The following is a 25,174-nucleotide window of genomic DNA, read 5'->3' as shown; positions in this document are numbered from 1 at the left end:
CGCGAACAGGAAACTTCACGGCCAACCTGACAAGCGTCAACAGAAGGAGGCGCGAAACATGCCTGTCGAATTCATCATCGCCGATGATCACCCCGTGGTCACCATCGGCGTTGCCCGGCTCATCGCCGCACACCCGGACCTGTCCCTGCGGGGGTGTGCCAGGAATTCGAGCGAGCTCGTCAACCTGCTGGCCACCACCAGCGTGCAGGTCGCGGTGATCGACTACTCGATGCCGGGTGGCGAGTACGGAGACGGTCTGTCATTGATCCGCTTCCTCCTGCGACGCTTTCCTCGCACGGCGCTCGTCCTGCTCACCGGGAACGACAGCAGCCACATCATCGAGCATGCGCAGCGGGCCGGCGTGAAATGCATCGTTGCCAAGTCCGATCCGCTGGAGTACCTGCCACCGGCCATTCTCGCCGCGGCGGTCGGCAGGAACCACCTGTCGCCGCGGATGCTCGAACTCGCTTCGCTGCATGAGCAGTTGCCGGGCGTGGTGCTGTCCGGGCGCGAGCTGGAGGTCCTGCGCCTTCTGGTCGAAGGTTACAGCCAGCGCGAGGTGGCCCGCCAGTTGTGCCGCAGCGTACAGACCATCAGTGCACAGAAGCGCTCGGCGATGAAGAAGCTCGGCCTCAACAGCACCATCGATGTCCATCGCTATGCTGCTGCCAATGGCTGGGTGACCTGTGCCGATGGCGGATAGGCCTGCGGCATTTGCAAACTAGTTCGATTGTGGAAGTGAACTGCCATCCATACAGTGACTGCAACTTAACTCGTAGTCCGGGGGAGCGGAATGACCATTGAACTGGATGCCTGCGTAGCCGGAGTGCTTGCACGGTTCGCTGCACTGGATGTCGAGCAGCAGCGGTGGTTCCTTGATTCGTTGAACGGCTACATGTACGCGTCCGCGCCGCAGCGGAGGCAGCTGCGCAGCACGTGGGAGAACCATCGTCGCGACGAGGTGGGCGGTCGCAGCGCCGTGCCCCGGCAGGCCTAGGCGGCCACGCGTGTGGAGTGGGGCGCCCGCACACATCATCGCTGTTCCGTGACGCCCACGATCTGCACCGATTCCCGATACAGTGCAGCAACGCCGGACCTCGCCGCGCTTGCCTGCTCCAGTAGTGTCTCTTCCACGGGCAGAAGCCCGGAGCGACATGCCTGCACCACGTCCTTGCACTCCATCATCATCCACTTCGTCTGACTGTCGTCCATCACGATTCTCGACAGCACGCGCGAGGCTTTGCGCAGTGCGATCTCCCGCGATGTCGCATGGGCACAGACGTAGGCGTAGAGCGGGGGCGCGAGGCCATGGCGATCACGCCGCAGGTCGAACTTCATCAGAAAGCACACACGCATCCGAACACCGCATCTCCGGCCGGGTCAAACGGCGCGCCATCGCGCCGACAGTGCAACTCCAGCGGGTTTCGCTGCAGTGCAATATGGCAACAGTGCAATCAAGTCCGCGTTCTTTCCATAGAACTTTTATCAATCATTCGTTGCCGAGCTGGCCGGACAGGGCGATCCGCGCTGAACTTCGGAGTTGTTCGATTGAGTGCTCCAGCCGGCGGACATAGCATGGACGGCGCGCCGGCGCAGGAAGCGGCGAGGGGGCTGTTACCTACATGGACCATGTCGAGGGGGTCAAGACGATGTTCGCAGCGGGAGCCGGAGTACTGTCGGATCTGCGTCACTGCCTGTGCCGGGACTCCGCAACGATGCCCCATGATGAAGGTGCCATCCTGGGGCCGTCATCTGCATCGGAAGAGGCAGGCGTGCGCAGCCACATTGCCTTCCTGTGCCGATTCCCCGATCGCGATGTGCCGGTGATCACCAGCCGGTTCATGGGCCGGTCACTGACGGTGAGCATCGGGCTGGAGCCCCGTGGCGTCGGTCACGCAGGAAGGCAGGCCACCGGGGCAGAGCAGCGTGCGCTGCGCAGCGCGTGCGGCCGCGGTCGCATCCATACCGTTGCCATATCCACACGCACCGCCGCTCCGATCACCCTGCACGGCATGTTCCGTTCGGTGCCCGATGGCGAAGGCGTGATGATCCTGTGCGCCGACGATGCGGTCCGCCAGCATGTGATCGCTCTGATGGGCCTGTCGAACCACTGTTCCAGCTGCGGCGCGACCCGCTGATTCCCTGTTACAGCGTGCGCAGTACACGAAGCTGAGCCGTTCATCCGCGCGGCCCGGGATTTCGAATTATTCGGAATAGTTGCATACCCAGGCAGAGTATCCGTCCCTATCGTAGCGCCCTTCGACGAAGAGGGTGTCGGCAACGCCGCACCCCGACCTCAAGGAAGCTCCGATGAAACGCCTCATTCTGCTGGGCGCAGCCTTGCTGTTGCCCACGTTCGCCAGCGCCGAAATGCCGTCGATCCACGTCGGCGCCATGTACGAGTACCTGTTGCCCGACCAGGGCGCATTGCTGAAGCGTGTCCGCAACAGCGGTGACGCCACGGCATTCGTGCGTGTGCAGGTCACCGAGGTGCGCTACACGGAGGACAACACGCCTTACGAGGTCGATGTGGAGCCGGGTGTGTATGGCGGTGGTGGCAATGCCCTGATTGCCAGCCCTTCGCGCCTCATCGTTCCGCGCCAAGGGCAGCAGGCCACGCGGCTGCTCTTCCACGGCAATCGTGACAAGGAGCGCTATTACCGTGTCCGCTTCGTGCCTGTGCTGCCGAAGAAGGAGGACGAGTTCGCACTGACCGAGGCGCAGTCCGAGGACTATCGCCGTTCCATCGCGGCCGGCGTCAACGTGCTCACCGGCTATGGCGTCTTCGTCATCGTGCATCCGGAAAAGCCGTTGTCTGATCTGCGCACTGATCGACAGGTCGACCGCACCGTGGTGCACAACGCGGGCAACAGCACCGTGGTGCTCGACAACGTGCGCCAGTGCAGCACCGGCACCCAGCCCGGGCAATGCGGAGCGTCGCGCAGGGTGCATCTGTTGCCCGGACGCAGCGAGGCATTCGCACATCTGCCTGGCCAAGACCATCGCTTTGAAATCGTCGAGGGGAAATCCCGCAAATCCGTCCTGCTCGACTAGCAGCTTCCTCTGAAGCTGCGTCCACCGCCGCACACGTCGGCATTTTCCAACCCTGGAGCAATTGCAATGAACCTGAAGTCCATCACCGTGGCCGCCCTGGCCACCCTGACCCTGTCGCCGGCCGTCGCCTTCGCCGATCCGGAGCAGTTCCCGCTGCAGATCAACGTCACGGCCACCGTGCCGTCGCCGACCGGCCTGCAGATTTCCCCGGTGGGTGACTGGGCCGGCGAAACCCAGGACCTGCCGTGGAACATGACCACGCAGCGCCTGGAGCCGGTGCAGAAGCAGATCGACATGAAGAGCGGCCTGGGTGCGATCACTGCGCACCTTGCCTACGACGCCAAGCTGGCGGCAGACGCCGGTGAAATGCCGATGACGGTTTCCGTGGCCGGCAAGACCCTGGACGTGGGCCCGGCCGCCGCCGTTGAAGTCGCGACTGAAGTCGAGGCTGCGGCTGGCAAGCGTGCCCTCGTGTCCATCGCAGCGGCGCCGGCCGGCGGCGACTACCTGCAGGGCAACTACAGCGGCACCGTTTCGATGATGTTCGAAAGCCGTTCGCCGTAAGCACAGTCCTGTGCAGACCGGGCGCGCCCGCTCCCCCCGGGAGAGCGGGCGCGCGCCTCATTCTGACTCAACAAGAAGCCATCATGTCTCCGCGCACCCTCCCTCTCGCCATTACCCTCGCGCTGTTCTGCACCGCGCCTGCCGTGCTGGCTGCCGAGGGCGCGCTGGACACACTGAATCTGCTGGAGCAGTCCGATGCCCTGCCGGATGACTTCCGCGATCACTTCTTCGATGTGCCGCTGGTGGTCCGGGTAGAACGGGACGGCGAGTACCTGGGTGACGCGCGCGCCGTGCTTACCCGCGACAACGCGGTGTCGTTGCTGGAGTTCACCGACGCGCACGGCAGCACCCAGCCCGAGAGCGAGCGCGAGCGTTGGCTGGCCGTGCTGGGCTCCCCTCATGCCCTCGGCCCGTGCACCAAGCCGTGCCGCGATGGGCTCGCCGGCCTGCACTACAGCCTCGAGAGCTCCCTGCTTTCGATCGCCTCCGAAGCGGCCGGCCAGGCGTTTGCGGTGCAGCGCCACCTGTCGCTGCCTGATTCCGGCAGCAGTGGCCTGATCCTGCGCCACCAGTTGAATGCCTATGGCGGGGAGGGCCAGCGGGCTGCCGGTCGCTACGCGCTCGCCGCACAGGGCAGCGTCGGCAACTGGACACTGGACGCCAGCTACCAGGCGGACCGCAGCGGCGAGGATGATCGTCGCGTCCGCCATGTCCTGCAGTCACTGCACGCGCAGCGTGAGTTCAAGGACCATTTCCTGCGTGCAGGATGGTTCCTCCCGAGTTTCGACGGCGTTACACGGCAGCCCCGTGGCGCAGGACGCAACCGTTTCACCACCTTCGGGGTGATGGCCGGTTCGTCCGATACGCTGTTGGTGGACAGTCGTTCGCCCAGCCTGTACCCGGTATACGTGACTGCCAACCGCGAGGGCAGCGTCGAGGTCTACCGTGACGGCAGCCTGATCCTGACCCAGGCGGTCCGTCCGGGGCTTCAGCAGGTGGAGACGCGACGTCTGCCTGGCGGCATCTATGAAGTGGAACTGCGTGTGATCGAGGACGGACGCGAGACGTCACGGACAACGTCCATCATCCACAAACCCACCCAGTGGCGCGATCCCAGCCGGCGTTGGCGCTACAGTGCCTTTGCCGGCGTGCAGGACAGCCTGCTGGACAGCTTCGATGATCCCGGCGCGGGCCGGCCTGCCGTGGGCGGCGTGGTCAACTATCTTGCGCATCCACGTGCGGTGCTTGGCGTTGCTGTGCAATCCATCGGGGACGAGCGCTCGCTTGCCGGTTCAGTCGACTGGCAGGTCAACGACTGGGCCAATGTCTACACGAATGCCTATACCTCCAACCGGACCGGCAAGGGCGTGGACCTGCAGGGCCTGCTGCGCTACCGCAATGGCAGCGTGGTCGCCTCGCATACGCGGAGCTGGCAGGCGCAGGGCGACCTCATCGAGCCTCCGCCGTTTCCCGGGTACACCAGCGCGCCCGTGCGCGAGGGCTGGTTGCGCACCTCCGCAGTCGGGGTCAATCACGGGTTCGGCCGGCATGGCCAGCTCTCGGCCCGGATCTCACACAGCCAGGGCATCAGCCGCGGCACCGGCTTCGACCTTTCATTCAGCCGTCGGCAGACGCTGTTCGGCAGTGACGCCAACTGGCGGGCCTCGGTCTTCGATCGCCCCGGCAGCATCAGCTCGGGCCTGCGACGCAATCGTGGCGTGGAGTTCACCTTGAACATCGCGCTCGGCCAGGATGGGCGGCGCTACAGTGGCAGCCTTGGCTCACGTACCGGGGCCCGGGGAGGACGTGACGTCTACGCCAGTGCAGGCGTGCAACAGAGCTTCGCAGACAGCATCGTGCACAGTATCGCCGGGCAGGCGACCGTGGACAGCACGGGCATCGGCCTGGGCGGCAACGCCCACTTCGAGTCGGCTGCACTGCGCGGGGATCTCCATCTGCAGCGCTCTTCGCTGGACGGTGGTGTGAGCGGGGGCGTCAATCTGGAGAGCACGCTTGCCGTGGGCGGAGGCTCCCTGGCGATCGCAGGCGACGGCCAGGCCAGCATGGTTGACACCGGCATGATCATCGATGTGCGTTCGGACCTGGCCGGCGCCACGATCCGTGCCCACGACAGCCGTGGCGGTTCCCATATCCTGCGCCCCGGCCGCAATCTGCTGCCGGTGTCCGCCTACAGGCCCGGGTCGATCCAGCTCGACTTCGATGATCACCATGCGCCGGCCGCCGCGATCCAGCCGTCGGTGCTGCCCTATCACCTCAACAAGGGCGGCATCGCCTACAACCAGGTCGATGTCGTCAGCACGATCACCGTGATGGGCCATCTGCAGGACTCGCAGGGGCGGCCGCTCGCGGGTGCGCACGTGGTCAATCATGCCGGGCGCAGTGTCGCCGAGGCCGATGGCTTCTTCGCCCTGGAGATGAACAGCCGGATGCCGACGCTGGTGGTGCGTCATCCGGACATCAGCGCATGCAGTTTCGAGCTGGATGGCCGCACAACCCGCCCGCGTGGGGAGATGTGGATGGCCGGCGTCCTCAGATGTCCACCTTCGGCCTTGGCCGCACAGGCTGCGGCCGGCCATGCTGGAGAAGCGCCATGATGTTCCATCTGCTGTGCCGCTTCCTTCGCCGGCTCACGCTCGGCGTGTCGATGCTGCTGCCCGCCCTGGCCGCGCAGGCGGGCGACGTGTACATCACGGCCGAGTTCAAGCCTGACCTGACAAACCCCAACCAACGGGGATTCGTCAACACCACGCCGTGGAGCGGGGTCTGTGCCAATGCGCATATGGCGACCTGCATCGCCAACAACTGGTGGAGCATCGATACGACCGTCCGTGGCAGCAAGGAGGTGATCCGCAATGCGGACTACGGCCCGGACGGCTTCTATATCGCGATGCCGGCACCGCGCATCGTGACCGTCACGTCCGAGGATGGCGCCAGCAGCTTCGACCTCACCCTGCGGGTGATCGGCGCGGCGATGCGGTTCACCGACGAGGACAGGGACGGGGCGTCGAGCGGGTTCTACTCCAGCGGCGGACCGAACAACTGCTCGTATGGGGTGACAGGATCAAGTGCCTACACTGTCATGCGCATGCTCCTGCGCAGCGACGGCGGACAGGGCGCCGTCGCCTGCGGCCTGCACTGGGTGAACACCAACAACTATGCCATTCCAGCACTGGATTTCGTCTATGCGCTGGAAACCCCGGCGCCGCTGGAGATGCGCAGTGGCATCTACACCGGTTCGACCCGATTCTCGTTCGGGGGAACCGGGCAGGGCAGTGACTTCGACCTCGGGCACCGGGTATCCCTGTCCGACAGCCTGGTGAACGTGCATTTCCGCCTGGAGGTGCGCCATGCGTTCCGGTTGGATGTGGCCCCCGGCATGGATCACGCGGTGCTGGCGCCCAGAGGCGGGTGGAGCCAGTGGACCGACCATGGCATCGCACCGGCGCGGCTGCAGCAGGAGGTTCCGTTCCACATCAGCAGTTCCGGCCAGTTCAGTGTCTCGATGCAGTGCGAGCACCTGCAGGCGGACGGGCGCTGCGGGATCCGCAATACGAGCGTTGATGCCGATGACGTTCCGTTGGATGTCAGCCTGACACTGCCGGGTTTCCGTGATCGCGCGAGCGGCCGCCAGGTGGTGGATCTGCCGCTGCGGGTGAACCAGCCTCCGCCTGTATTCACCGCAGATGCCGTCATCATCGGGCGTTCGTCGACGCTTCGGTTCGCCGTGAACGGCGAGCCGGTACGGAAGATGCTGGACCACCCGGGCACCACGTATCAGGGCAGCGTCACCGTGGTGTTCGACGCAGATCCATAGCGCTGCGACGTGTGGTGTCTGGCATCATCGGCAGAGCATTCGGACGAGTGCTCTCCATCCGGTCCTTCCTGGGAACCTCTGATGCCTGACAATTCCGCCCCCCTGCGCGTACTCGCTTTCGCCGGCAGCCTGCGCCGGGACAGTTACAACCGGCACCTGATCGACGCTGCAGCGGGCTCGGCGCCGGCCGGCCTGTCGCTGACCGTCCATGACAGCATCGCTGACATTCCGCTGTTCAACGAAGACCTGGAAGCAGACGCAGCGGGTGGTCCGGACGGCGTGATGCGCCTGCGTGCTGCGGTTGCTGCAGCCGACGGCGTGCTGATCGCCACGCCCGAATACAACCAGTCCCTGCCGGGCGTGTTGAAGAACACCCTGGACTGGCTGTCGCGCAACGATGCCGCGCCGGGTGAGGTGCTGTCCGGCAAGCCGGTCGCCATCATGGGCGCCACCCCGGGGCGGTGGGGCACACGGCTGGCGCAATCGCAGCTGCGCCACGCGCTGGCCGCGATGGGGGCACTCGTCATGACCTCGCCGCAGCTGTACATTGCCGAGGCGGCATCGGCACTCGACACCGCAACGAATGACTTCGATGACGCCACCCGCAAGCGGTTGCACCGCTTCCTGGAGGGGTTCCAGAGCTGGATTCACCAGTTGCGCGGGGAGCGCAGGCCATGAACCACACTCGCATGAAACCGATTGGATGCCTTGCCCTTGCACTGGCCGCGATGCTGACCGGCAATGCCTGGGCCGAGTCAGACGAGAGCACCAAGCGCCCGTCGTCCGAGCAGTTGCAGCGGCTGATTGTCGACCGCTCGCCGCAGACTCGCGTCGAACGTCCTGACAGCGAGCGGATCACAGCTCGCCGCATCGACATCGTGGATGACAAGGGCGTGATCCGCATGACGCTGTCGGGGCAGACGCCGGCACCGATCATCGATGGCATCCAGTACAAGCGCGCGTTCAACGTCGCGGGCATGGTGCTGTACGACGACAAGGGCAGTGAACGCGGCGGATTCGGCACCGCTGACATCGAGGGCGGGATGGCCGTGCTGGCGCTGGATCATCCGGCCATGGACGCGATCGGCTGGCGGGTATCGCCCGATGGCGAGGTCCGGTTCTCGATCAACCAGGCGCCGCCGCCGATCCGCGATGCCGCACTGGGCAACAAGCTGGTGCCGGGGGTGCAGGTTCCGACGCGCATCCAGATGGTGGTGGGCGCCGACGGCACGCCGGCCATCGCGTTGAATGACAAGCAGGACCGGACCCGCCTGCGCCTGACCGTCACTGCCGAAGGCCATGGTGCCATCGAGTTCCTCGATGCACAGGGCAGGGTGGTGCATACGCTGGCCCCGGAAGCCGGTGCGCAGTAGACGCCGGACGCGGCGGTCGATGGCATCGGTCATCTGCAGATGGATCGCCGGTGGGCTGGCAATAGCCTTGTTGGCCACGGCCGCACAGGCGGAGACTCGGGCGCGCGCACCCATCGTGCGAACCGATGATGTGACACGCTTCTTCGCGGTGATGGACGCCAGCGGTGGCAGGCCGGATGCATTGTTGCTGCAGCGCCGCTATCTGGAGCCGGGCAGCGATGCGCTGCATCAGTTCAGCGAACTGCGTATCGGCTCGATGCAGCGGCTTGCCGATGCAATCCAGCAGAAGCCGGCGCTGTATGTGAAGGCGCGCACGTGTGCTGCGGCACTGCCGGGCATCCGCAGCGGAGTGACCCGTGCGCTGCGGAATCTCGGCGAGATCGTGCCGTCGGCCCGTTTTCCTCCGGTCACCCTCCTCGTCGGACGGGGCACCACCGGTGGCGTTACCACGCCCGACGGCGTGGTGATCGGCCTGGAGACACTCTGCAACGCGGACTGGATGCAGGCCGATGTGACGGAACGCTTCGTGCACCTGATTGCGCACGAGTATGTGCACGTGCAACAGCACGGCGCCGCTGTTGAAGTACCGGCGCCTACGCTGCTGTACCAGACGCTGCTGGAGGGCGGTGCAGAGTATGTGGGTGAACTGATCTCCGGGCAGCCCGCCAACAGCCATCTGCGGCGCTGGGCCGCAGGGCGCGAATGCGCCCTGGAACGGGAATTCGTCGCGCAGCGCGACAGCACCGACCTGTCGCGGTGGCTGTACAACGGCCCTGGCGACGACACCCGCCGCGGCGATCTGGGTTACTGGATCGGGCAGCGCATCGCGCGGGCGTACGTCAACCGCGCCGACGACAGGCAGAAGGCCATCGCCGAGCTGCTGGATGTAAGGCCCGAAACCGCAGAGGCGCTGTTCAGCGCCAGTGGTTGGACGCCGGCGTGCGTTCCCGGCAGTACCGGGGCGCGGTAGGCAGGTCGTGCTGGAGCCATGACTTCAGGCACTGCAGGCGATCTGCCTCCATCGCCACTCTGACCGCATGTCCCAGGAAGGAGCATTGCCTTGTCTGCCATCCGACACGTGGCGTCCGTATTGCTGGCGTTCGCGCTGTACTGTCCTTTCGCCGAGGCCAGGCAGTCGCCTGCCGATGTGCTGGCGGATATCGAGCGTAACGGGCGTGCTGCCCATTCCGACGCTGTGCTGATCCAGAAGGACGGTGTTCCACTGCTGGATGTGGCCTCGACCAGCGAGCCGATTCACCTCATGTCGGCCACCAAGTCGATCATGGCGCTGGCGATCGGCCTGCTGCTCGATGACGGGAAGCTTGCGTCGCTGGACGAACCGGTCAGTGCGATCTATCCGGAATGGCGCCAGGGCCAGAAGCGGGACATCACGGTAAGGATGTTGCTGGAGCATACCTCCGGCCTGCAGAACGTTCCCAACGCGGGGGTCGAGCTGGAATCTGCGCCGGATCTCGTGCAGCTCGCGCTCGCAGCGGAAATCACGTCCGTGCCCGGCAGCGCGTTCTCCTACAACAACAAGGCCACCAATCTTCTGCCGGGCATCATTGCCCGCCTGGCCGGCCAGCCCGTGGATGCCTATCTGGAGGCGCGCCTTTTCAGGCCCCTGGGGATCACGCGCTACGACTGGATGAAGGATGAAGCGGGCACGCCCTTGGGCATGGCCGGGCTCTCCCTGTCAGCCCGGGACCTGGCCGCCATTGGTCAGCTGATGCTCGATGGCGGCGTGGCCAAGGACGGAACGCGCCTGATGAGCGAACACGCGATCTCCTTGATGACCGTCGAGAGTACGCAGTCTGCGGACGTCGGATTACTGTGGTGGCGGCTGCCGGAATGGGAGCGATACACGCTGCGGAATGATGCGCAGCGCACGCTCCGGGAGCGCGGCGTATCTGACCGGCTTCAGCATGCGCTGCTGGCGGCGGAAGGCAGCACCTTTGCCAGCAAGTCCGCGCTGATGGCGCATCTCAGCCAGCAGCTGGGCGACGATTGGCAGCCGTTGTACGCCACCGAGATCACCGGCCGCGGGCTGAAGATCGCCGATCTTTTCCAATCCCAGCGTGGTCCGGTCAGCGCCTACGCCGCCAATGGATATCTTGGCCAGCACCTGGTGGTCGTACCGGAGCAGCGCATCGTCGCGGTCCGGCTGATCCAGCGCAGGGAAAGCCATGCCTTTCCGGTCGACGATTACGCCACGTTTCCAGCGGAGATCATTCGCCTGGCGAAGTCGATGCCTGCGTTGGCTGCGCCCGCCACGGGCATCGGCGGGGTGCAGGATGATGTTGCAGTGCACACAGAAATACGCAGCACAGCTAGTCCCATCCGGCTATAGGAGCCCAGCGCCGCTCGATGCACACTTCGTCCCGTGAAGGCCTACGGGAGGGGCGTGAGATGAGTCTGTACATGGGGAGACTGCGCAGGCTGGCAGTGCTTGTGTTGCTGCTGAATCCCTTGCTTGCGGGTGCGGCGCCGGCGGCATCGTCGGTGCCTGCACCCGAGGTGGTTCCGCTGTGGCCGCAGGACCACTGGCCGCAACGCGCGCGTGGCCCGGAACGGATCGGGATCGAAGGCAGCGCGAAGGGCGCGGTCTCGGGCATCAGCGATGCGCGCATGGAAATCTATCGCCCGCTGAAGCCGAACGGCTCCGCGGTGGTGATCTTCGGCGGTGGCGGCTACTTCCGGATCCAGATCGGCAGCGCCGCCAAGCCGACGGCGCAGTGGCTGCAGTCGCTGGGGGTCACGGCTGCGGTTGTCTACTACCGGCTGCCTGCCGATGGATGGGCACCTGTCTCGCCCTTCCAGGATGGCCAGCGCGCCATGCGGCTGATGCGCGCACAGGCTCCCAGCCTGGGGGTCGATCCGGAGCGCATCGGCGCGTTGGGCTTTTCCGCTGGAGGCAACCTGGCCGGGATCGTCGCCACGCGCTTCGATGCCCCGTTGTATGCGCCGGTGGATGCGGCCGACCAGCTGTCGGCGCGGCCGGATTTCCTCGGCATGATCTATCCGGTCGTTTCAATGCGTGCGCCGCTGGACCAGACCCGGTCGAAGCGGGAGCTGGCGAGCCAGGACGACGCCCAGCAGGCGTATTCGGTCGAAGAACACATCCGCAAGGACATGCCGCCGGTGTTCCTGGCCCAGGCCGTGGATGACCGCATCGTGGATGTCGGCCACAGCGTGGCGATGTACCAGGCCGCGCATGCAGCGGGTATTCCGGTGGAGCTGCATCTGTTCGAGGCCGGAGGCCACAGCTGGGGGCTGGGCCGGCCCGGCACATTGGTGGCGCAGTGGCCGCGGCTCTTCGCCAACTGGGCACGCAGCCACGGCTACCTCGGGCCAGCGCCTGCGCGGCTGCCCCCGAACGGTGGCCAGGCGATGCCGGCCGCTGCACCTCAGCCCCAGCCTGCGCTGGACGACGATGGCGCGGGCGACTGAGCCGCGCACCGTACTTCATTCGGGAGAACTCCATGAATTCACTGAAGCGTGCCGCGCTCGCCGCGGCTGCCGGCGGCGGCCTGTTGCTGGCGTCACCCTCCGTGCTGGCCGCGGCCAGCGATACCGAAGCCGGGTTGCGTGCACAGGTGCAGGAGCAGGCCAGACAGCTGCGCGAACAGGCAACCCTGCTGCAGCAGCTGAGCGCACGCCTGGCTGCGCTGGAAGGGGGAACGCAGGGCGCTGCCGCAGTGCCCGGCAGCGACGCCAACGTTGACGCGCAGGTAGCCGCCGCAATCGCCGACACCCGGCAGGACGACCTGGCCATTCTGCAGGCACAGGTGGCCCAGCTTGCCGCGACTGGTGGGGGAGGCGATGGCAATGTGCGCTGGCGCAAGGGTGGGCCCGAGCTGCGCAGCAGTGATGGCCAGTTCACTTTCCATCCCCGTGGCCGCGTGCTGGTGGATTTCAGCACCACCCACGGATCCGGATTCGACGCGCGCAACGTCACCGGCACCGATCTGGCCAGCGGCCGCCTGGGTGCAGAGGGACAGATGGGACCGCTGGGCTACAAGATCGATGCGGACTTTGCTGGCAACGAGGTATCACTGAAGGACACCTACCTGTCCTGGGACACGCGGATGGGAGGGCTGCCGACAGAGATCTACGTGGGCAACAAGCTCAAGGACCGTGGCCTCGACGGTGGCACCAGTGGAGTGAACACGCCTTTCATGCAGCGCAATGCCGTGGCCTCGGTGGGCGCCCAGCAGAGCGGGTACTACGGACTGGGCGTCACCACCAAGGTGATCGGCGATGGCTGGCATGCCAGCGTCGCGGTGACCGGCGACGATATCGGCAATGACAGCACGGCCAGCGACACGATTGCGTATCTGCTGCGCGCGCACTGGAACCCGCTGCGTGGCCAGGCCGGCTTCCTGCACCTGGGCGGCTGGTACTGGTACGAGGATCTCGGCCAGGACGTCGGCAGCATCAACAAGACCTCGCCGATCGCACTGGGCTGGAACGGCAACGTGCGCGTATCGGCCAGTTCCATCGCCAACGTCACCGACAACCGCGCCTGGGGCCTGGAACTGGGCGGGGTGTACGGCCCGGTGTGGGCCTTTGCCGAACACACCACGCGCACCATCGAGTCGCGCACGGTCGACCCGGTCGACCAGCAGGCCACATCGATCTACGCAGGCTGGCTGATCACCGGTGAGCGCCCTGGATTCAGCAGCCGCTCCGGGGTATGGGGTACCACGCGCGTACTTCGCCCCGTGCAGGAAGGCGGCATCGGCGCCTTCGAGCTGGCGGCCCGCTATGACCGCTACGACTTTCTCGATGCCGCCCGCGGCGGCGAGGGCGCGGCATGGACGCTCGGGCTGAACTGGTACCTCAACAACTGGTCCCGCCTGATGCTGAACTACGTTCACTGGAAGACCGACAACAAGGTGGGCAATGCCCAGGGGCCGGATTCCGGCAATACTGTCGGCGTACGGGCGCAGGTCTCGTTCTGAGCCCGGCCGGCGATCCGGGTGCGGCACCCGCGGAGCATCCCTTGACAGGTCACGGCGCCCCCACCACGCTGCGTGCCATGCATATCGATATCAAGGCGCTGAACGAGCGGCAGTTGAAGGCACTCATCGCGGCCGCCGAGCGGCGGCTGCAACTTCTCGCACAGCGACGTTCCGCGGCCGTCGTCAGGCGTGAGCTGGTCGCCGCCGCCGCAGAATGCGGTTATTCAATCGAGGAACTGTTCGCCGGCGCCAGCGCGGTGTCCGTGCCTGCGGGCGGCGCTTCCCGCAGGCGCCGGAAGACAGGCAAGGTCGCACCCAAATATCGCGACCCCGAGAACCGGCGGAATACCTGGACCGGTCGCGGGCGCATGCCGCGCTGGCTTGCGGACAAGACCCGGCACGGTCGCAGCGCGACCGATTTCCTGATTCCGGGCCTGGCCAGGCCGACGACGGGCAAGGATGTGGTCATCGGGCGCAGGAGTGTGTTCAAGCAGAAGTGATGGCGCCCCCTAGTAGCTCCCGAAACGGATCTGCACTGCGCCTTCCACCACGTTCACGACGCCGATCTCCGCAGGGCCGAGCTCGACCACGGCGGGCCAGGAATGGCGGAAACCCAGCGGCCATGCGGGAGGTGTTACCGTGCGCCAGCTCGATCCGCTGTCCTCGCTCCAGCTGACTTCGTTCAGGCACGAGGTCACGAACATCACCCCGCGCGTACTGGTCATGACGTGGGGGCCGCAGCGCTGGTCGGCGAGCGGCGTACCGAGGCCGGCCGGCCAGGTCCGCCCGTCCGTCGAGACCTTGTACGACACCGGGCATTGCGGGTCATCGCCGCAGGTCTCGAACACCATCAGGTAGCCACCGGCGGGGCGGCGTGCCATGACGGGCATGCCGGGCCGGAGCTGCCCACCGCCGGGCTGTTCGGCAATCGTCATCACAGGTCCCCAGGTGCGCCCGCCATCGTTGGACAGGCGCTGTGAAACGACCTGGTTGTAGGACGGATGCTCGTCGGCACGGGTTTCATCGGCATACACCACCGACAGCGTGCCGTCGTCCAGGCGCGTCAACACCGGCTCCCACACGCCGCGGTCCTTGCGCCCGTTCGGTGCCTCGTTGCCGGCGAGGGTGCTCAGGAAGGTCCAGTGTGCTCCAAGGTCGTCGCTGGCATAGAGATGCAGCCGGTAGGAGACGCCTTCGACCAGCGAACGCATCGCCAGCAGCACACGCCCCTCCGGCAGCACCAGCAGTTCGCCGTTGTCGATCATCCGGCCGGGCTCGGCCACGTCGGACCAGGGCGCCCAGCTGCGGGCCCGGTCACTGCTGATCGAGAGCTGCAGGGTGGTCGGCTGCCCTTCATTGAAGCGCGTGGTCACTGCCAGCCAGCGGCCATCCGGCAGCTGCGCCAATCGCCCCCAGCCCGCGTTGCGGGCGGCCACGGTGGCGGTGCCGGTCCATGTGATCTCCGCTGCGTGCAGCACAGAGGCGAACCCGGTCAGGGCCAGCAGTGCCAGGCAGCGCATACCACTGCGCAGAGCGAATGCGTGTCGGACAGTCAGGCGCATCGAGGTCACCAGTAGGTTGCGTAGAGGGCCACCAGGATCGCCAGCACCGCCAGCGAAGCGACGTTGAACGATGGGGCGGTGGCATAGCTCACATCGTCGGTGCGGATACGATCACGATCGCCACTGGCGCGGGTGCCCAGCGCGACGCCTACGCCCAGCAACAGCGTGACCAGGAACACCACGCCCATGCGGTCCATGAAGGGCAGCGAGGGCCACAGCAGCTTCAGGGCCAGCGACAGTACGAAGGAGCCGACCGCCGCAGCCAGCGCACCGGCTTCGTTCGCACGCTTCCAGAACAGGCCCAGCAGGAAGATCACCACGATGCCGGGGGTGAAGAAGCCGGTGAACTCCTGGATGTACTGGAAGCCTTGGTCGAACCCGCCCAGCAGTGGGCGTGCGGTCAGCACCGCCACGATGATCGAGACGGACGCCGCGAACCGGCCAACACGCACCAGTCTGGCTTCCGAGGCATCGGGCGCGCGCTTGGCATAGAAGTCGAGCGTGAAGATGGTGGCGACGGAATTGATCTTCGATGCCAGCGACGCAACGATGGCGGCCACCAGCGCGGCGAACACCAGGCCCAGGATGCCGCTGGGAAGCAGCGCCAGCATCGTCGGGTAGGCCGCGTCCGGGCGCTCCAGGCCGGGGGCGAGCATGACCGCGGCGATGCCGGGCAGCACCACGATGGCCGGAATGAGCAGCTTCAGGAACGCAGCGAATACCACGCCCTTCTGCGCCTCACGCAGATCCTTGGCGGCCAGTGCGCGCTGGATGATGTACTGGTTGAAACCCCAGTAGCTGAGATTGGCGATCCACATGCCGCCCAGCAGCACCGAGAGCCCGGGCAGATCCTTGTAGAACGGGTTGTCCTTGCTGAGGATCATTTCAAAGCGTTCGGGATGCTGCTGCCACAGCTGCATGAAGCCGTCGGTGACGCTGCCGTTGCCGATCTGGCCCAGCGTGATGAAGGTGACCAGCAGGCCACCCAGAACCAGCAGCGAGACCTGCACGATGTCGGTCAGCGCGACCGCCTTCAGGCCGCCATACAGCTGATAGGCCAGTGCGAAGGCGCCCAGCAGCACCAGCGCCACGTCCTGGTTGAGGCCTGCCACCCCGGCAATGGCGATCGAACCCAGCCACAGGATCGAGGTGAGATTGACGAATACGTACAGGCCCAGCCAGAACACGGCCATCAGCGTGCGGATGCGGTTGCCGTAGCGCTCCTGCAGGAACTGCGGCATGGTGGTGATGCCGTTGCGCAGGAAGATCGGCAGGAACCATTTGCCGACGATCAGCAGCGTGATCGCCGCCATCCATTCATAGGATGCGATGGCCAGGCCGATGGCATAGCCCGAGCCGGACATGCCGATGATCTGTTCGGCCGAGATGTTGGCCGCGATGAGCGAGGCACCGATCGCCCACCACGGCAGGCTGCGGCTGGCCAGGAAGTAGTCCTGGGCCGACTTCTGCCGGCCGGCCTTCTCGCGGGAAACCCACTGCGCGAGGATGAAGATGCCAGCCAGATAGGCCAGCACGATGCTGATATCCAGGGGGGAAAGGCTCATGGAAGCTCCGCGATGGGTCCGCGCTGTGGGCACGGCGGCACGTCATTGGGGTTGCCGGCGAACCGGGGCTCGGGAACGCCGGCGATGCCGGCGTCGGTGGCGAACAGATGGCCGGCGAAGGGGTCGCGCGCGCGCGCCGTCGCGTCCAGGCCGTCGTGTGCGCTGGTGATGAACATCGTTCGCAGCATGCTGCCGCCAAAGACCGGGCGGGTGGGCTGCGCGACCGGGACGGAAAGCGTGCGGTCCTGCCGGCCATCGGGCCGGTAGCGCACCACGCGCGAACCGCCCCAGCGGGCATTCCAGAGTCCGCCTTCGGCATCGACCACACTGCCATCGGGCTCGCCATCCTCGGCCCGCAGATCGGCGAACACAGCTACCGCTCCCGGGCTGTCGCCGTAATCGCAACGCAGGATCTGCTTCTGCAGCGAGTCGCAGAAGTACATCGTGCGGCCGTCCGGACTGAACGCTACGCTGTTGGCAATCGCCACGGTCGGTAGCGGAAGCGTCTCGAGCACGAGCTCGGCGGTGAGCCTGTAGAAGGGTGCGACGGCCTGCTTCGGACCGTTCGTGGGCTCATGCAGCATGCCGAACACGAAACGGCCCTGGCGGTCACAGGCGCCATCATTGGCGCGCACACGCGCCCCTGTGTCGGGCAGCACAAGCACGTCACGCAGCTCGCCGCGCGCCGGATGGAAGAATGCCAGCCGCGACGCCAACGCCAGCAGCAGCCAGCCTTCGGCTTCGCACAATGCCAGTGCGGCCAGCCGCTCCGGCATCGGCCAGCGGGTGAGCGCGCCGTCACCGGGGCGATAGCGCCACAGCTGCGCCTGCGCGATGTCGGTCCAGTACACCACCGATTCGCGATCACACCACAGCACGCCTTCGCCCAGGGTGTTTGCGGCCGGCACCGCGACAGTGGCGGACCCGCTCACACCCAGCCTCCGTCGATGATGAAGTCCTGGCCGCTACACATGCGGCTGTCATCGGCGGCCAGGAACAGGGCGGCGCGCGCCAGGTCATCCGCGCGCAGATAGCCCGGCAGGCATTGCGCACGACGCAGCTGTGCTTCGCCCTCCGCGTCCAGCCACAGCCGCTGCTGCTTCTCGGTGATCACCCAGCCCGGTACCAGCGCATTGATGCGGATGCGGTCCTGCCCAAGTTCCCGGGCCAGGCCGTTGACCAGGCCGTGGACCGCGGATTTGGCCACCGCGTACAGCGGATACCCGCTGTTCTTGATCATCCAGCCCGTCGAACCCAGGCAGATGATCGAACCGCCGCCGAGGGCGCGCATGTCCGGCACCAGCGCCTGGATGGCGAAGTACTGGTGGCGCAGGTTCACCGCCATGCTGCGTTCAAAGTCCGCGATGCCGGTGTCGGCCAGGGCATGACGAGCATCGTTGGCGGCATTGTTGACCAGCACCGAGAACGGTCCAGCCAGGATCCGCGCGTGGGCGATGGCGGACCGGAGTGCCTCGATATCGGTGATGTCGCAATGCAGATAGCGCGGGGCAGTCGCAATGTCGCCCAGGCTTTCCAGCAGTGCTTGGGCGCCGCTGTCGTCGATGTCGAGAAAGACGACCTTCGCACCCTGCCGCGCGAAGTGCTCGACGAAGGCGGCGCCGATGCCGGTGGCACCACCGGTGATCAGCACCGCGCGGTTCTCAAGGCTGGGATAACGTGCCTGATCGGTCATGGCGCTCACCACTCGGCCACGCTGCCATCGGCATGGCGCCAGATGGGGTTGCGCCAGCGGTGGCCTTCGGCGGTTCGCTCGTCAACGTAAGCCTGGTTGATCTCGATGCCCAGCCCCGGGCCGTCGGGAATCCTGACGAAGCCTTCCCTGTACTCGAAGGGCGCGCGGTCCACCAGGTAGTCCAGCAGATCGTTGCTGGCGTTGTAGTGGATGCCCAGGCTCTGTTCCTGGATGAAGGCGTTGTAGCAGACCGCATCCAGCTGCAGGTTGGCCGCCAGCGCGATCGGACCGAGCGGGCAGTGCAGAGCGATGGCGACGTCGTAGGCTTCGGCCATGGCCGCGATCTTGCGGGTTTCCGTGATGCCACCCGAGTGCGATGGATCCGGTTGCAGGATGTCCACGCCACCGGTCTGCAGTACGCGCTTGAAGTCGAAGCGGGAGTACAGGCGTTCGCCCAGCGCGATCGGCGCAGGCGAAAGGGCGGCCAGTTCCGGGATGGCTTCCAGGTGCTCGGAAAGCACCGGCTCTTCGATGAACATCAGCCCGAAGGGCGCCAGCTCGCGCATCAGCACCTTGGCCATCGGCTTGTGCACGCGGCCATGGAAGTCCACGGCCACTCCCACATCGCGGCCCACCGCATCGCGCACGGCCTGCACGTTCTCCAGTACCCGCGTGACCTTGTCATGGCTATCGACGAACTGCACTTCCTCGGTGGCGTTCATCTTCACCGCAGTGAAACCGCGTGCCACGGCGTCGCGGGCGGCACGGGCGGTGTCGGCCGGCCGATCGCCGCCGATCCATGAGTACACGCGGATGCGGTCGCGCACGGGGCCGCCCAGCAGGGCATGCACGGGCACGCCCAGTGCCTTGCCATGGATGTCCCACAGCGCCTGGTCGATGCCCGCCAGTGCGCTCATCAGGATCGGACCACCACGGTAGAAGCCGCCACGATAGAGCACGTTCCAGTGGTCTTCGATGTGCCGGGGGTCCTTGCCGACCAGATAGTCGGACAGCTCTTCCACGGCCGCCGCCACGGTGTGCGCGCGTCCTTCGACGATGGGCTCGCCCCAGCCGCAGATGCCGGCGTCCGTATCGATGCGGACGAACAGCCAGCGCGGGGGCACCAGGTAGGTCGTGATGGCAGTGATCTTCATGCGGGGGAGTCCGTGTTCGTTCTGTTCCAGGCGTCGATGAACGCACGCGCGCGGCGTGCGACGTCGTCCGCGGGGGTCATGGGGGCATACAGGGCGGAGCCGATACCGAAGCCGGCGGCACCTGCCTGGCGGTAGGCGGCCATGCGCTCCGGGGTGATGCCGCCGACGGGCAGCAGCGGCGTGCCGGCGGGAAGCACGCTGGACCACGCCTTCAGCACCGGGGGGGGCAGTTGTTCGGCGGGAAACAGTTTCAGTGCATCCGCACCGGCCCGCAGGGCAGCGAAAGCTTCCGTGGGCGTCGCCACGCCGGGCGTGCAGACCATGCCGCTGGCGTGGGCGGCGGCGATGACCTCCACGTCCGCGTGCGGCATCACCACCAGCCGGCCACCGGCGTTGTTCACGACCTGCACCTGCGCGGTGGACAGGACGGTGCCGGCACCGATCAGGCAGCGATCGCCGAGCTGCTTTGCGAGCAGTTCGATGCTCTGCAGCGGCTGCGGCGAGTTCAGCGGGACTTCCAGGATGTGGAAGCCGGCCTCGGCCAGCGCCGCGCCGATGGCGGGCGCTTCCTGCGGGGTGAGCCCGCGCAGGATGGCAACCAAGGGGAGGGGTTGCATCCAGGCGGTGCTCATGGTGTTTCCTTCAGCGTGGGGGTTTTCTGGACAGCCGCGCGCCCTTCAGATTGGCGCGGGAGTCGGCAATCATGTCCAGCATGGCGGCGCGCGCCGCGTCCGGCTGCTTCTGCCGGATGGCGTCGTACACGTCGAAGTGGCGCGGCAGCGAGTACTTGAAGTCCTGCGCGGTCTGCGCCGAGAGCAGGAAGAAGGTGCCCAGCGCCGCGTCGATGACCGAGAACAGGGATGCCAGCAGTTCGTTGTTGGTGGCTTCCAGCACGCTCTCGTGGAACATCAGGTCGGCCTTGGCCCACGCATCCTGGTCCGGTGCATCGGCCATGGCCTGGTACGCGCTCTTGATCCTGGCCAGCTGCGCGGGCGAACGCCGCTCGGCTGCGGAAGCCGCGGCCGCCGGTTCGATCACCTCGCGCATCTCCACCAGCTTTTCCACGAAGTCCTGGGTGGGCATCAGCGCGCAGCGCCACGCCAGAATGTCGCTGTCCAGCTGCTTCCAGTGACGCGGGTCGCGCACCCGCGAACCGGTTTTCTGTCGGGTTTCGATCAGCCCTTTGGAGCCCAGCACCTTCAGGCCCTCGCGCAGGGCGGAGCGGCTGACGGACAAGGTCTGTGACAGCAGCTCTTCCCTGGGCAGGAATTCGCCCGGCTGAAGTGCGCCGCTGATGATCCGCTGCCCGATCTCCTGGGCCACTTGGTCGTAGAGGTTGCGTACCTCGATCGGTTTCACAGGCATCCCTTTGGCTTGGTGCACCGCAGGCTGCGGTCACTCCTATTATCCGACAAAAGGATGGGTGAGGGGTGTGAGGCATGTGGGGGAGCGTCCTCATCAGAGCTTGAACCGGAAGCCCATGCCCAGGGTCTTGTCCTGGTAACGGATGTCGCGCGGCCGCGTGTTGCCGCTGCCCCAGTACTGGTGCAGGTTGTTGCCCAGCAGGTTGGTGGCCGAGAACACCACCGTGGCGCGCGGGGTCACGTCGTAGCTGATCGAGAAGTCCAGCGAGCTGGCCGGCTCGACCTGGTCCTCCGTTCCGGCGACCGTGGGCTGGGTGAAGAAATCGATGTACCGGCTGCGGTAGCCGTAGGCCAGGCGCGCACTCAGGCCGAAGTTCTCGTAGAACAGCACGGCGTTGTAGTTGTTCTTCGAGACGTTCTGCAGCGGCCGCGAGATCACGGGCCCGCCAAGGAACTCCGGAGACTTGGTATCGCCTTCGATGTAGGTGTAGTTGAACTGCGCACCCAGGCCGCTCCAGGCGCCGGGCAGGAAGTCGAAGGTCTGCTGGTAGGCCAGCTCGACACCCTGCAGATGGCCGCTGCCGGCGCTCTGCGGGGATGACAGCTCGTAGTCCTCTTCGGCGATGACCACATTGGTGATGTAGTTCTGGATGTAGCCATCGATGTCACGATAGAACACGCCCGCACTGACGTAGCCCACCGGGGAGAAGTACCACTCCAGCGACATGTCGTAGTTGGTCGACTTGATCGGGCTCAGGTCGGGGTTGCCACTGCTGGCCACGCCCGCCCGGTTGACGGTGCCGGGGTTCAGCGAGATCGACGGATTCAAGGCACCGAAGTCCGGATAGCTCAGTGTCTTGGCCGCCAGCACGCGCAGCTGCCAGGCATCGTTGAAGTGCAGGTTCAGGCTCGCGTTGGGCAGGGCATTGGTGTCCTGCGTGCTGCGGGTGATGGCACTGTAGACACCCGTGCCCGCGTCGAACGAGAAGGCGTTGAGTTCACGCTTGATCTTCTCCGCACGCACGCCCACCAGGCCATCCACGCGCAGGCCGCCCAGATCGAAGTCGTACTTCGCCTGCAGGTAGCCGGCGCTCTTGCGTTCTTCGATATCGAAGAAGCGGCCGGGATTCTCCGCCGCCAGTCCGTCCGGCAGACCGTAATAACGGCGCAGCGCGTCGGCGTTGTCGATCAGGTAGTCGTAGCAGGGCGTCAGGAACGACTGGCTCAGTGCGGAGTTGCCGCGCTTGCTGCAGAAGAAGCTGCTGGCCGGGAACAGCCCCACCACCTGGTTGGCCGGGTTGGGCGAGGCGGTGATGTTGCCCGTACCGGCACCGCCTGGCGGCGGCGTGCTAATTTCCACGCTGCCCTTGGCGCTGGCGGTACGGTCGGCATAGCGCAGGCCGAACTGGAGGTTGGCGATCGGGCCGTCGAGGAACTCGAACGTTCCGTCGCCGCGCCAGCTGTTTTCCTCGCCGCGCGACTCGCCCCAGGTCTGGAACAGGCCATTGAGGTAGAAGCGCGACGGATCCATGGCCGGGTTGCCGGCCAGGTGCCAGTTCTGGTGCTTGCCCGAGGTGCCGTCCCATACGGTGGTGATCGGCCCGGCCAGGAAGGTGTCGATGATGAAGTTCTCATCCCGGTAGTACCCGGACGTACGGGCCACCTCGGTGGACAGCCGCAGCTGGTCGCCGCGCCACTTGAAGCCCAGCGCGTTCTGGATGTCCTGGCCACGCTGCTTGTGCGCCTGGGTGCTGCTGGCGGCATAGCTGTCGCCGGTCCATGTACCTGCGGTGGCGTCGCAGATGGTCTGGCCGGACAGCGGCCCGTCCAGGCGGTTGGCATAGCAGTTGTCGCCGACCTGCAGCCCCGTCGGCGGCACCACCCCGACCGGGAAACTGAACAGGAGCGCCTGGTCATAATCGTCTCGCACGAAATCATAGAGGCCCTCGACATAGACCTCGGTGCGTTCGCTGGGTTTCCACTGCAGGGCATAGTTGAACGCACTGCGCTTGCGGTCGCCATGGTTGTAGTTGGTCCCCCAGCCATTGGGGGCGGCGATCAGGTTGCCGTCATCGGTACGCGCCGGCGTGCCATCCGGATTCTCCAGGACCTTCGGGAAGTCACCCCACACCGCATCGTACGCGTAGCGCTTGCCGACATAGCCGAAGTTGACCATGGCGCCGATCTCGCCGGCATCGGTGTCCCAGCGGTTGCTCAGCAGCAGGCTGGCGGAGGGATCGATGTCGCCACCGTACTTGCTGTGCGTACCGGTCACGGTGCCGGCGATCTCGGCACCGTCGAAATCCAGCGGGCGGCGCAGCTGGATGTCCACCAGGCCCGCGATGCCGCCCAGTGGCAGGCTCGCCTCGCTGCTCTTGTAGACGTTCAGGCTCTTGATGGCGGTGGCCGGCAGGTTCTGGAAGGCGTAGCCGCGGCCGGAGCTGCTGAAGATCTCACGGCCGTTGAGGGTGCTGATCACGTTCGGCAGGCCGCGGATCACCACCCCGGTGGTCTCGCCCTGGTTGCCCTGCGCCACCTGCACGCCGGTAACGCGCTGCAGGGCGTCGGCCACGCTGTTGTCGGGCAGCTTGCCGATGTCTTCGGCAACGATCGAATCGACGACCATCTCCGCCTCCTGCTTGATCGACTGGGCGGTCTGCAGGCTTTGGCGCAGCGCGGTCACGGTGACCGTGTCCAGGTTGACGGCCTCCTGCGGGCCGGCCTCCTGCGCCTGCACCAGAGAGGGCAGGGCGAGGGCCGAAAGGATGGCCAGGGAAAGCACGGTGCGGGAAGAACGAGCGGTCATGGCGGTATCTCCGGATTCCGGAAAGCAGTCGCGGTTGAGTGGCCCGCCTTCATGCGAAGGCGGGCGCCAGTAGGGTCAGAAAGCGGGAACGGAGGTGCGCGGGGTCTTGGCCAGCCTGCGGAACAGCTCGGCTTCGCGTGCCCGGTAGGGCGTGCCGTCGGCCTTCAGCAGATCGTGGAACCACACGGTGGGGGCTTCCATCGTGTAGGGGCGCTGCCAGCTGTCCCACGGGAAGCGGGTCTGGATCGCGCCGTCCACGAACCCCCAGTTGATCATGCCGATGTTCTCGCGGCGGGCGATCGGAAGGATCGTGTCCACGTTCGAGCCTGCGCCGCGTGCCAGCCATTCGGTGCAGATCAGCGGGCGGCCGTACCTGCGCAGCTGTGCAATGCGGGCAACGAATGCCTCCGGCTGCTCGTAGTTGTGGAAGGTGATCACATCCGACTGCTCCAGCTGCGTGCGCTGGATCGCGGTGAGCGATGCGGCGCCCGGCGACCAGTCATCGCCGATCCACACGCCGCTGGTGAGCGGCTGCACCGGCTTCTTCGCGCGTGCCCAGTCGAAGATCTTCGGCAGCAGTTCGGCGATGCGTTCCTGCTCGCCCGGCAGCTGCTTGTCCATGTAGTTGCCACCCCCGGGGTTGTCCGGCTCGTTCCACAGGTCCCAGGCCAGCACGCGCGTGTCATTGGCGAAGTGACCGATCACGCCCTCCACATAGGCCTGGAAGTGCGCGTCGTTGGCGCGGTCCACCAGCATGTGGCGGCTCGGGCTCTGCACCCAGCCGGAGTTGTGCACGCCGGGAATCGGGCGGCGCTGCGGGCCGAGCACCGGATCCGGGTCCCAGCAGCTGTCGAACAGCACGAGCATCGGGCGGATGCCGTTCTTCTCGGCGATGGACAGGAAGGTGTCGATGCGCTTCAGCAGGCCCTGCGGGTCCTGCTGCCACAGCAGGTCATGCAGGTAGACGCGCATGGTGTTCATGCCGAACTGCTCGTGCGCCCAGCGGAGTTCGCGGTCGATGGCTGCCGGATCGAAGGTCTCGGCCTGGAACATCTCCAGCTGGTTGATGGCGTTGGAGGTGGTGTAGTTCGCGCCCACCAGCCACTGCTGTCTGGAATACCACGCGTCGGCTTCGGCCGGGGTCCAGCGTGCGGCGTCGGTCGCATGCGCCATCGGTGCGACGGCGAGCAGCGTTGCCAGCAAAGGGGTAAGCCACTTTCGCATGAGATGCATCTCCTTG

The 25,174-nt window shown here is 66.2% G+C and carries 24 protein-coding genes; 14 read left to right on the top strand and 10 right to left on the bottom strand.

Annotated elements, in window-relative coordinates; translation table 11 throughout:
- The first annotated feature begins 58 nt into the window (after positions 1-58).
- A complete protein-coding gene (locus tag ACX9OW_RS05570; protein WP_065182299.1) occupies positions 59-703 on the top strand; it encodes a LuxR C-terminal-related transcriptional regulator in 645 nt (214 codons plus the stop codon).
- 90 nt (positions 704-793) lie between these two features.
- The gene (locus tag ACX9OW_RS05565) at positions 794-997 is read left to right on the top strand and encodes a hypothetical protein (RefSeq protein ID WP_459062033.1); all 204 of its coding nucleotides are present in this window, start codon (positions 794-796) and stop codon (positions 995-997) included.
- A 35-nt stretch (positions 998-1,032) separates the two neighbouring features.
- Here ACX9OW_RS05565 and ACX9OW_RS05560 read toward each other — a convergent pair whose 3' ends face one another.
- Positions 1,033-1,338: a hypothetical protein gene (locus tag ACX9OW_RS05560; RefSeq protein WP_154582308.1), complete on the bottom strand. Its 306-nt coding sequence runs from the start codon at positions 1,336-1,338 to the stop codon at positions 1,033-1,035.
- A 377-nt stretch (positions 1,339-1,715) separates the two neighbouring features.
- Here ACX9OW_RS05560 and ACX9OW_RS05555 point away from each other — a divergent pair, with 377 nt between their 5' ends.
- The 12 genes from ACX9OW_RS05555 to ACX9OW_RS05500 all read left to right on the top strand — a co-directional run bounded on the left by ACX9OW_RS05555 (position 1,716) and on the right by ACX9OW_RS05500 (position 14,290).
- Positions 1,716-2,138 carry a hypothetical protein gene (locus tag ACX9OW_RS05555; protein ID WP_053515868.1) on the top strand — a complete coding sequence of 141 codons (423 nt, stop codon included), beginning with the start codon at positions 1,716-1,718 and terminating at the stop codon, positions 2,136-2,138.
- A 172-nt stretch (positions 2,139-2,310) separates the two neighbouring features.
- Entirely contained in the window at positions 2,311-3,054 is a 744-nt protein-coding gene (locus ACX9OW_RS05550) for a molecular chaperone (protein WP_111186926.1), read from the top strand.
- A 66-nt stretch (positions 3,055-3,120) separates the two neighbouring features.
- Positions 3,121-3,618 carry a CS1 type fimbrial major subunit gene (locus tag ACX9OW_RS05545; protein ID WP_053515864.1) on the top strand — a complete coding sequence of 166 codons (498 nt, stop codon included), beginning with the start codon at positions 3,121-3,123 and terminating at the stop codon, positions 3,616-3,618.
- 83 nt (positions 3,619-3,701) lie between these two features.
- On the top strand, positions 3,702-6,233 hold the full coding sequence (locus ACX9OW_RS05540; protein ID WP_459062032.1) for a TcfC E-set like domain-containing protein: 2,532 nt from the start codon (positions 3,702-3,704) through the stop codon (positions 6,231-6,233).
- The gene (locus ACX9OW_RS05535) at positions 6,230-7,453 is read left to right on the top strand and encodes a hypothetical protein (protein WP_459062031.1); all 1,224 of its coding nucleotides are present in this window, start codon (positions 6,230-6,232) and stop codon (positions 7,451-7,453) included. Before ACX9OW_RS05540 ends, ACX9OW_RS05535 begins: the two co-directional genes overlap by 4 nt.
- 81 nt (positions 7,454-7,534) lie before the next feature.
- Positions 7,535-8,131, top strand: coding sequence for an NADPH-dependent FMN reductase (locus ACX9OW_RS05530; protein ID WP_459062030.1), 597 nt, complete (start codon positions 7,535-7,537; stop codon positions 8,129-8,131).
- A gap of 11 nt (positions 8,132-8,142) precedes the next feature.
- On the top strand, positions 8,143-8,826 hold the full coding sequence (locus tag ACX9OW_RS05525) for a hypothetical protein (protein ID WP_111186930.1): 684 nt from the start codon (positions 8,143-8,145) through the stop codon (positions 8,824-8,826).
- 19 nt (positions 8,827-8,845) lie between these two features.
- A complete protein-coding gene (locus ACX9OW_RS05520) occupies positions 8,846-9,796 on the top strand; it encodes a DUF2268 domain-containing putative Zn-dependent protease (protein WP_459062029.1) in 951 nt (316 codons plus the stop codon).
- A gap of 90 nt (positions 9,797-9,886) precedes the next feature.
- The gene (locus ACX9OW_RS05515) at positions 9,887-11,176 is read left to right on the top strand and encodes a serine hydrolase domain-containing protein (RefSeq protein ID WP_459062028.1); all 1,290 of its coding nucleotides are present in this window, start codon (positions 9,887-9,889) and stop codon (positions 11,174-11,176) included.
- A gap of 59 nt (positions 11,177-11,235) precedes the next feature.
- Positions 11,236-12,276, top strand: coding sequence for an alpha/beta hydrolase (locus tag ACX9OW_RS05510; protein WP_459062027.1), 1,041 nt, complete (start codon positions 11,236-11,238; stop codon positions 12,274-12,276).
- A 32-nt stretch (positions 12,277-12,308) separates the two neighbouring features.
- Positions 12,309-13,790, top strand: coding sequence for an OprO/OprP family phosphate-selective porin (locus tag ACX9OW_RS05505; RefSeq protein WP_459062026.1), 1,482 nt, complete (start codon positions 12,309-12,311; stop codon positions 13,788-13,790).
- A 77-nt stretch (positions 13,791-13,867) separates the two neighbouring features.
- A complete protein-coding gene (locus tag ACX9OW_RS05500) occupies positions 13,868-14,290 on the top strand; it encodes an H-NS histone family protein (RefSeq protein ID WP_279941460.1) in 423 nt (140 codons plus the stop codon).
- 9 nt (positions 14,291-14,299) lie between these two features.
- Here ACX9OW_RS05500 and ACX9OW_RS05495 read toward each other — a convergent pair whose 3' ends face one another.
- The 9 genes from ACX9OW_RS05495 to ACX9OW_RS05455 form a co-directional block, all read right to left on the bottom strand.
- Complete coding sequence (locus ACX9OW_RS05495; protein WP_459062025.1) at positions 14,300-15,352, bottom strand: sialidase family protein; 1,053 nt, start codon at positions 15,350-15,352, stop codon at positions 14,300-14,302.
- 5 nt (positions 15,353-15,357) lie between these two features.
- A complete protein-coding gene (locus tag ACX9OW_RS05490; RefSeq protein WP_180875196.1) occupies positions 15,358-16,917 on the bottom strand; it encodes a sodium/sugar symporter in 1,560 nt (519 codons plus the stop codon).
- Positions 16,914-17,849 (bottom strand): SMP-30/gluconolactonase/LRE family protein, encoded by a 936-nt coding sequence (locus tag ACX9OW_RS05485; RefSeq protein WP_340044909.1) that lies wholly within the window; start codon positions 17,847-17,849, stop codon positions 16,914-16,916. Before ACX9OW_RS05485 ends, ACX9OW_RS05490 begins: the two co-directional genes overlap by 4 nt.
- Positions 17,846-18,610, bottom strand: a complete 765-nt coding sequence (locus tag ACX9OW_RS05480; RefSeq protein WP_459062024.1) for an SDR family NAD(P)-dependent oxidoreductase — start codon at positions 18,608-18,610, stop codon at positions 17,846-17,848. The genes ACX9OW_RS05485 and ACX9OW_RS05480 overlap by 4 nt, the downstream gene beginning before the upstream one ends.
- Before the next feature lie 5 nt (positions 18,611-18,615).
- Positions 18,616-19,764: a galactonate dehydratase gene (dgoD, locus tag ACX9OW_RS05475; protein WP_065175640.1), complete on the bottom strand. Its 1,149-nt coding sequence runs from the start codon at positions 19,762-19,764 to the stop codon at positions 18,616-18,618.
- Positions 19,761-20,396 (bottom strand): 2-dehydro-3-deoxy-6-phosphogalactonate aldolase, encoded by a 636-nt coding sequence (locus ACX9OW_RS05470; RefSeq protein ID WP_459062023.1) that lies wholly within the window; start codon positions 20,394-20,396, stop codon positions 19,761-19,763. Before ACX9OW_RS05470 ends, dgoD begins: the two co-directional genes overlap by 4 nt.
- Before the next feature lie 10 nt (positions 20,397-20,406).
- Positions 20,407-21,123 (bottom strand): FadR/GntR family transcriptional regulator, encoded by a 717-nt coding sequence (locus ACX9OW_RS05465; protein ID WP_229765774.1) that lies wholly within the window; start codon positions 21,121-21,123, stop codon positions 20,407-20,409.
- A gap of 99 nt (positions 21,124-21,222) precedes the next feature.
- Positions 21,223-23,934 carry a TonB-dependent receptor gene (locus ACX9OW_RS05460; protein ID WP_459062022.1) on the bottom strand — a complete coding sequence of 904 codons (2,712 nt, stop codon included), beginning with the start codon at positions 23,932-23,934 and terminating at the stop codon, positions 21,223-21,225.
- A 75-nt stretch (positions 23,935-24,009) separates the two neighbouring features.
- Positions 24,010-25,158: a cellulase family glycosylhydrolase gene (locus ACX9OW_RS05455; protein ID WP_111187013.1), complete on the bottom strand. Its 1,149-nt coding sequence runs from the start codon at positions 25,156-25,158 to the stop codon at positions 24,010-24,012.
- Positions 25,159-25,174 lie beyond the last annotated feature (16 nt).

This window comes from Stenotrophomonas genospecies 5 (assembly GCF_054473825.1).
Note: the sequence above shows the minus strand (reverse complement) of the source record. Positions and strands in the feature narration are given on the sequence as shown.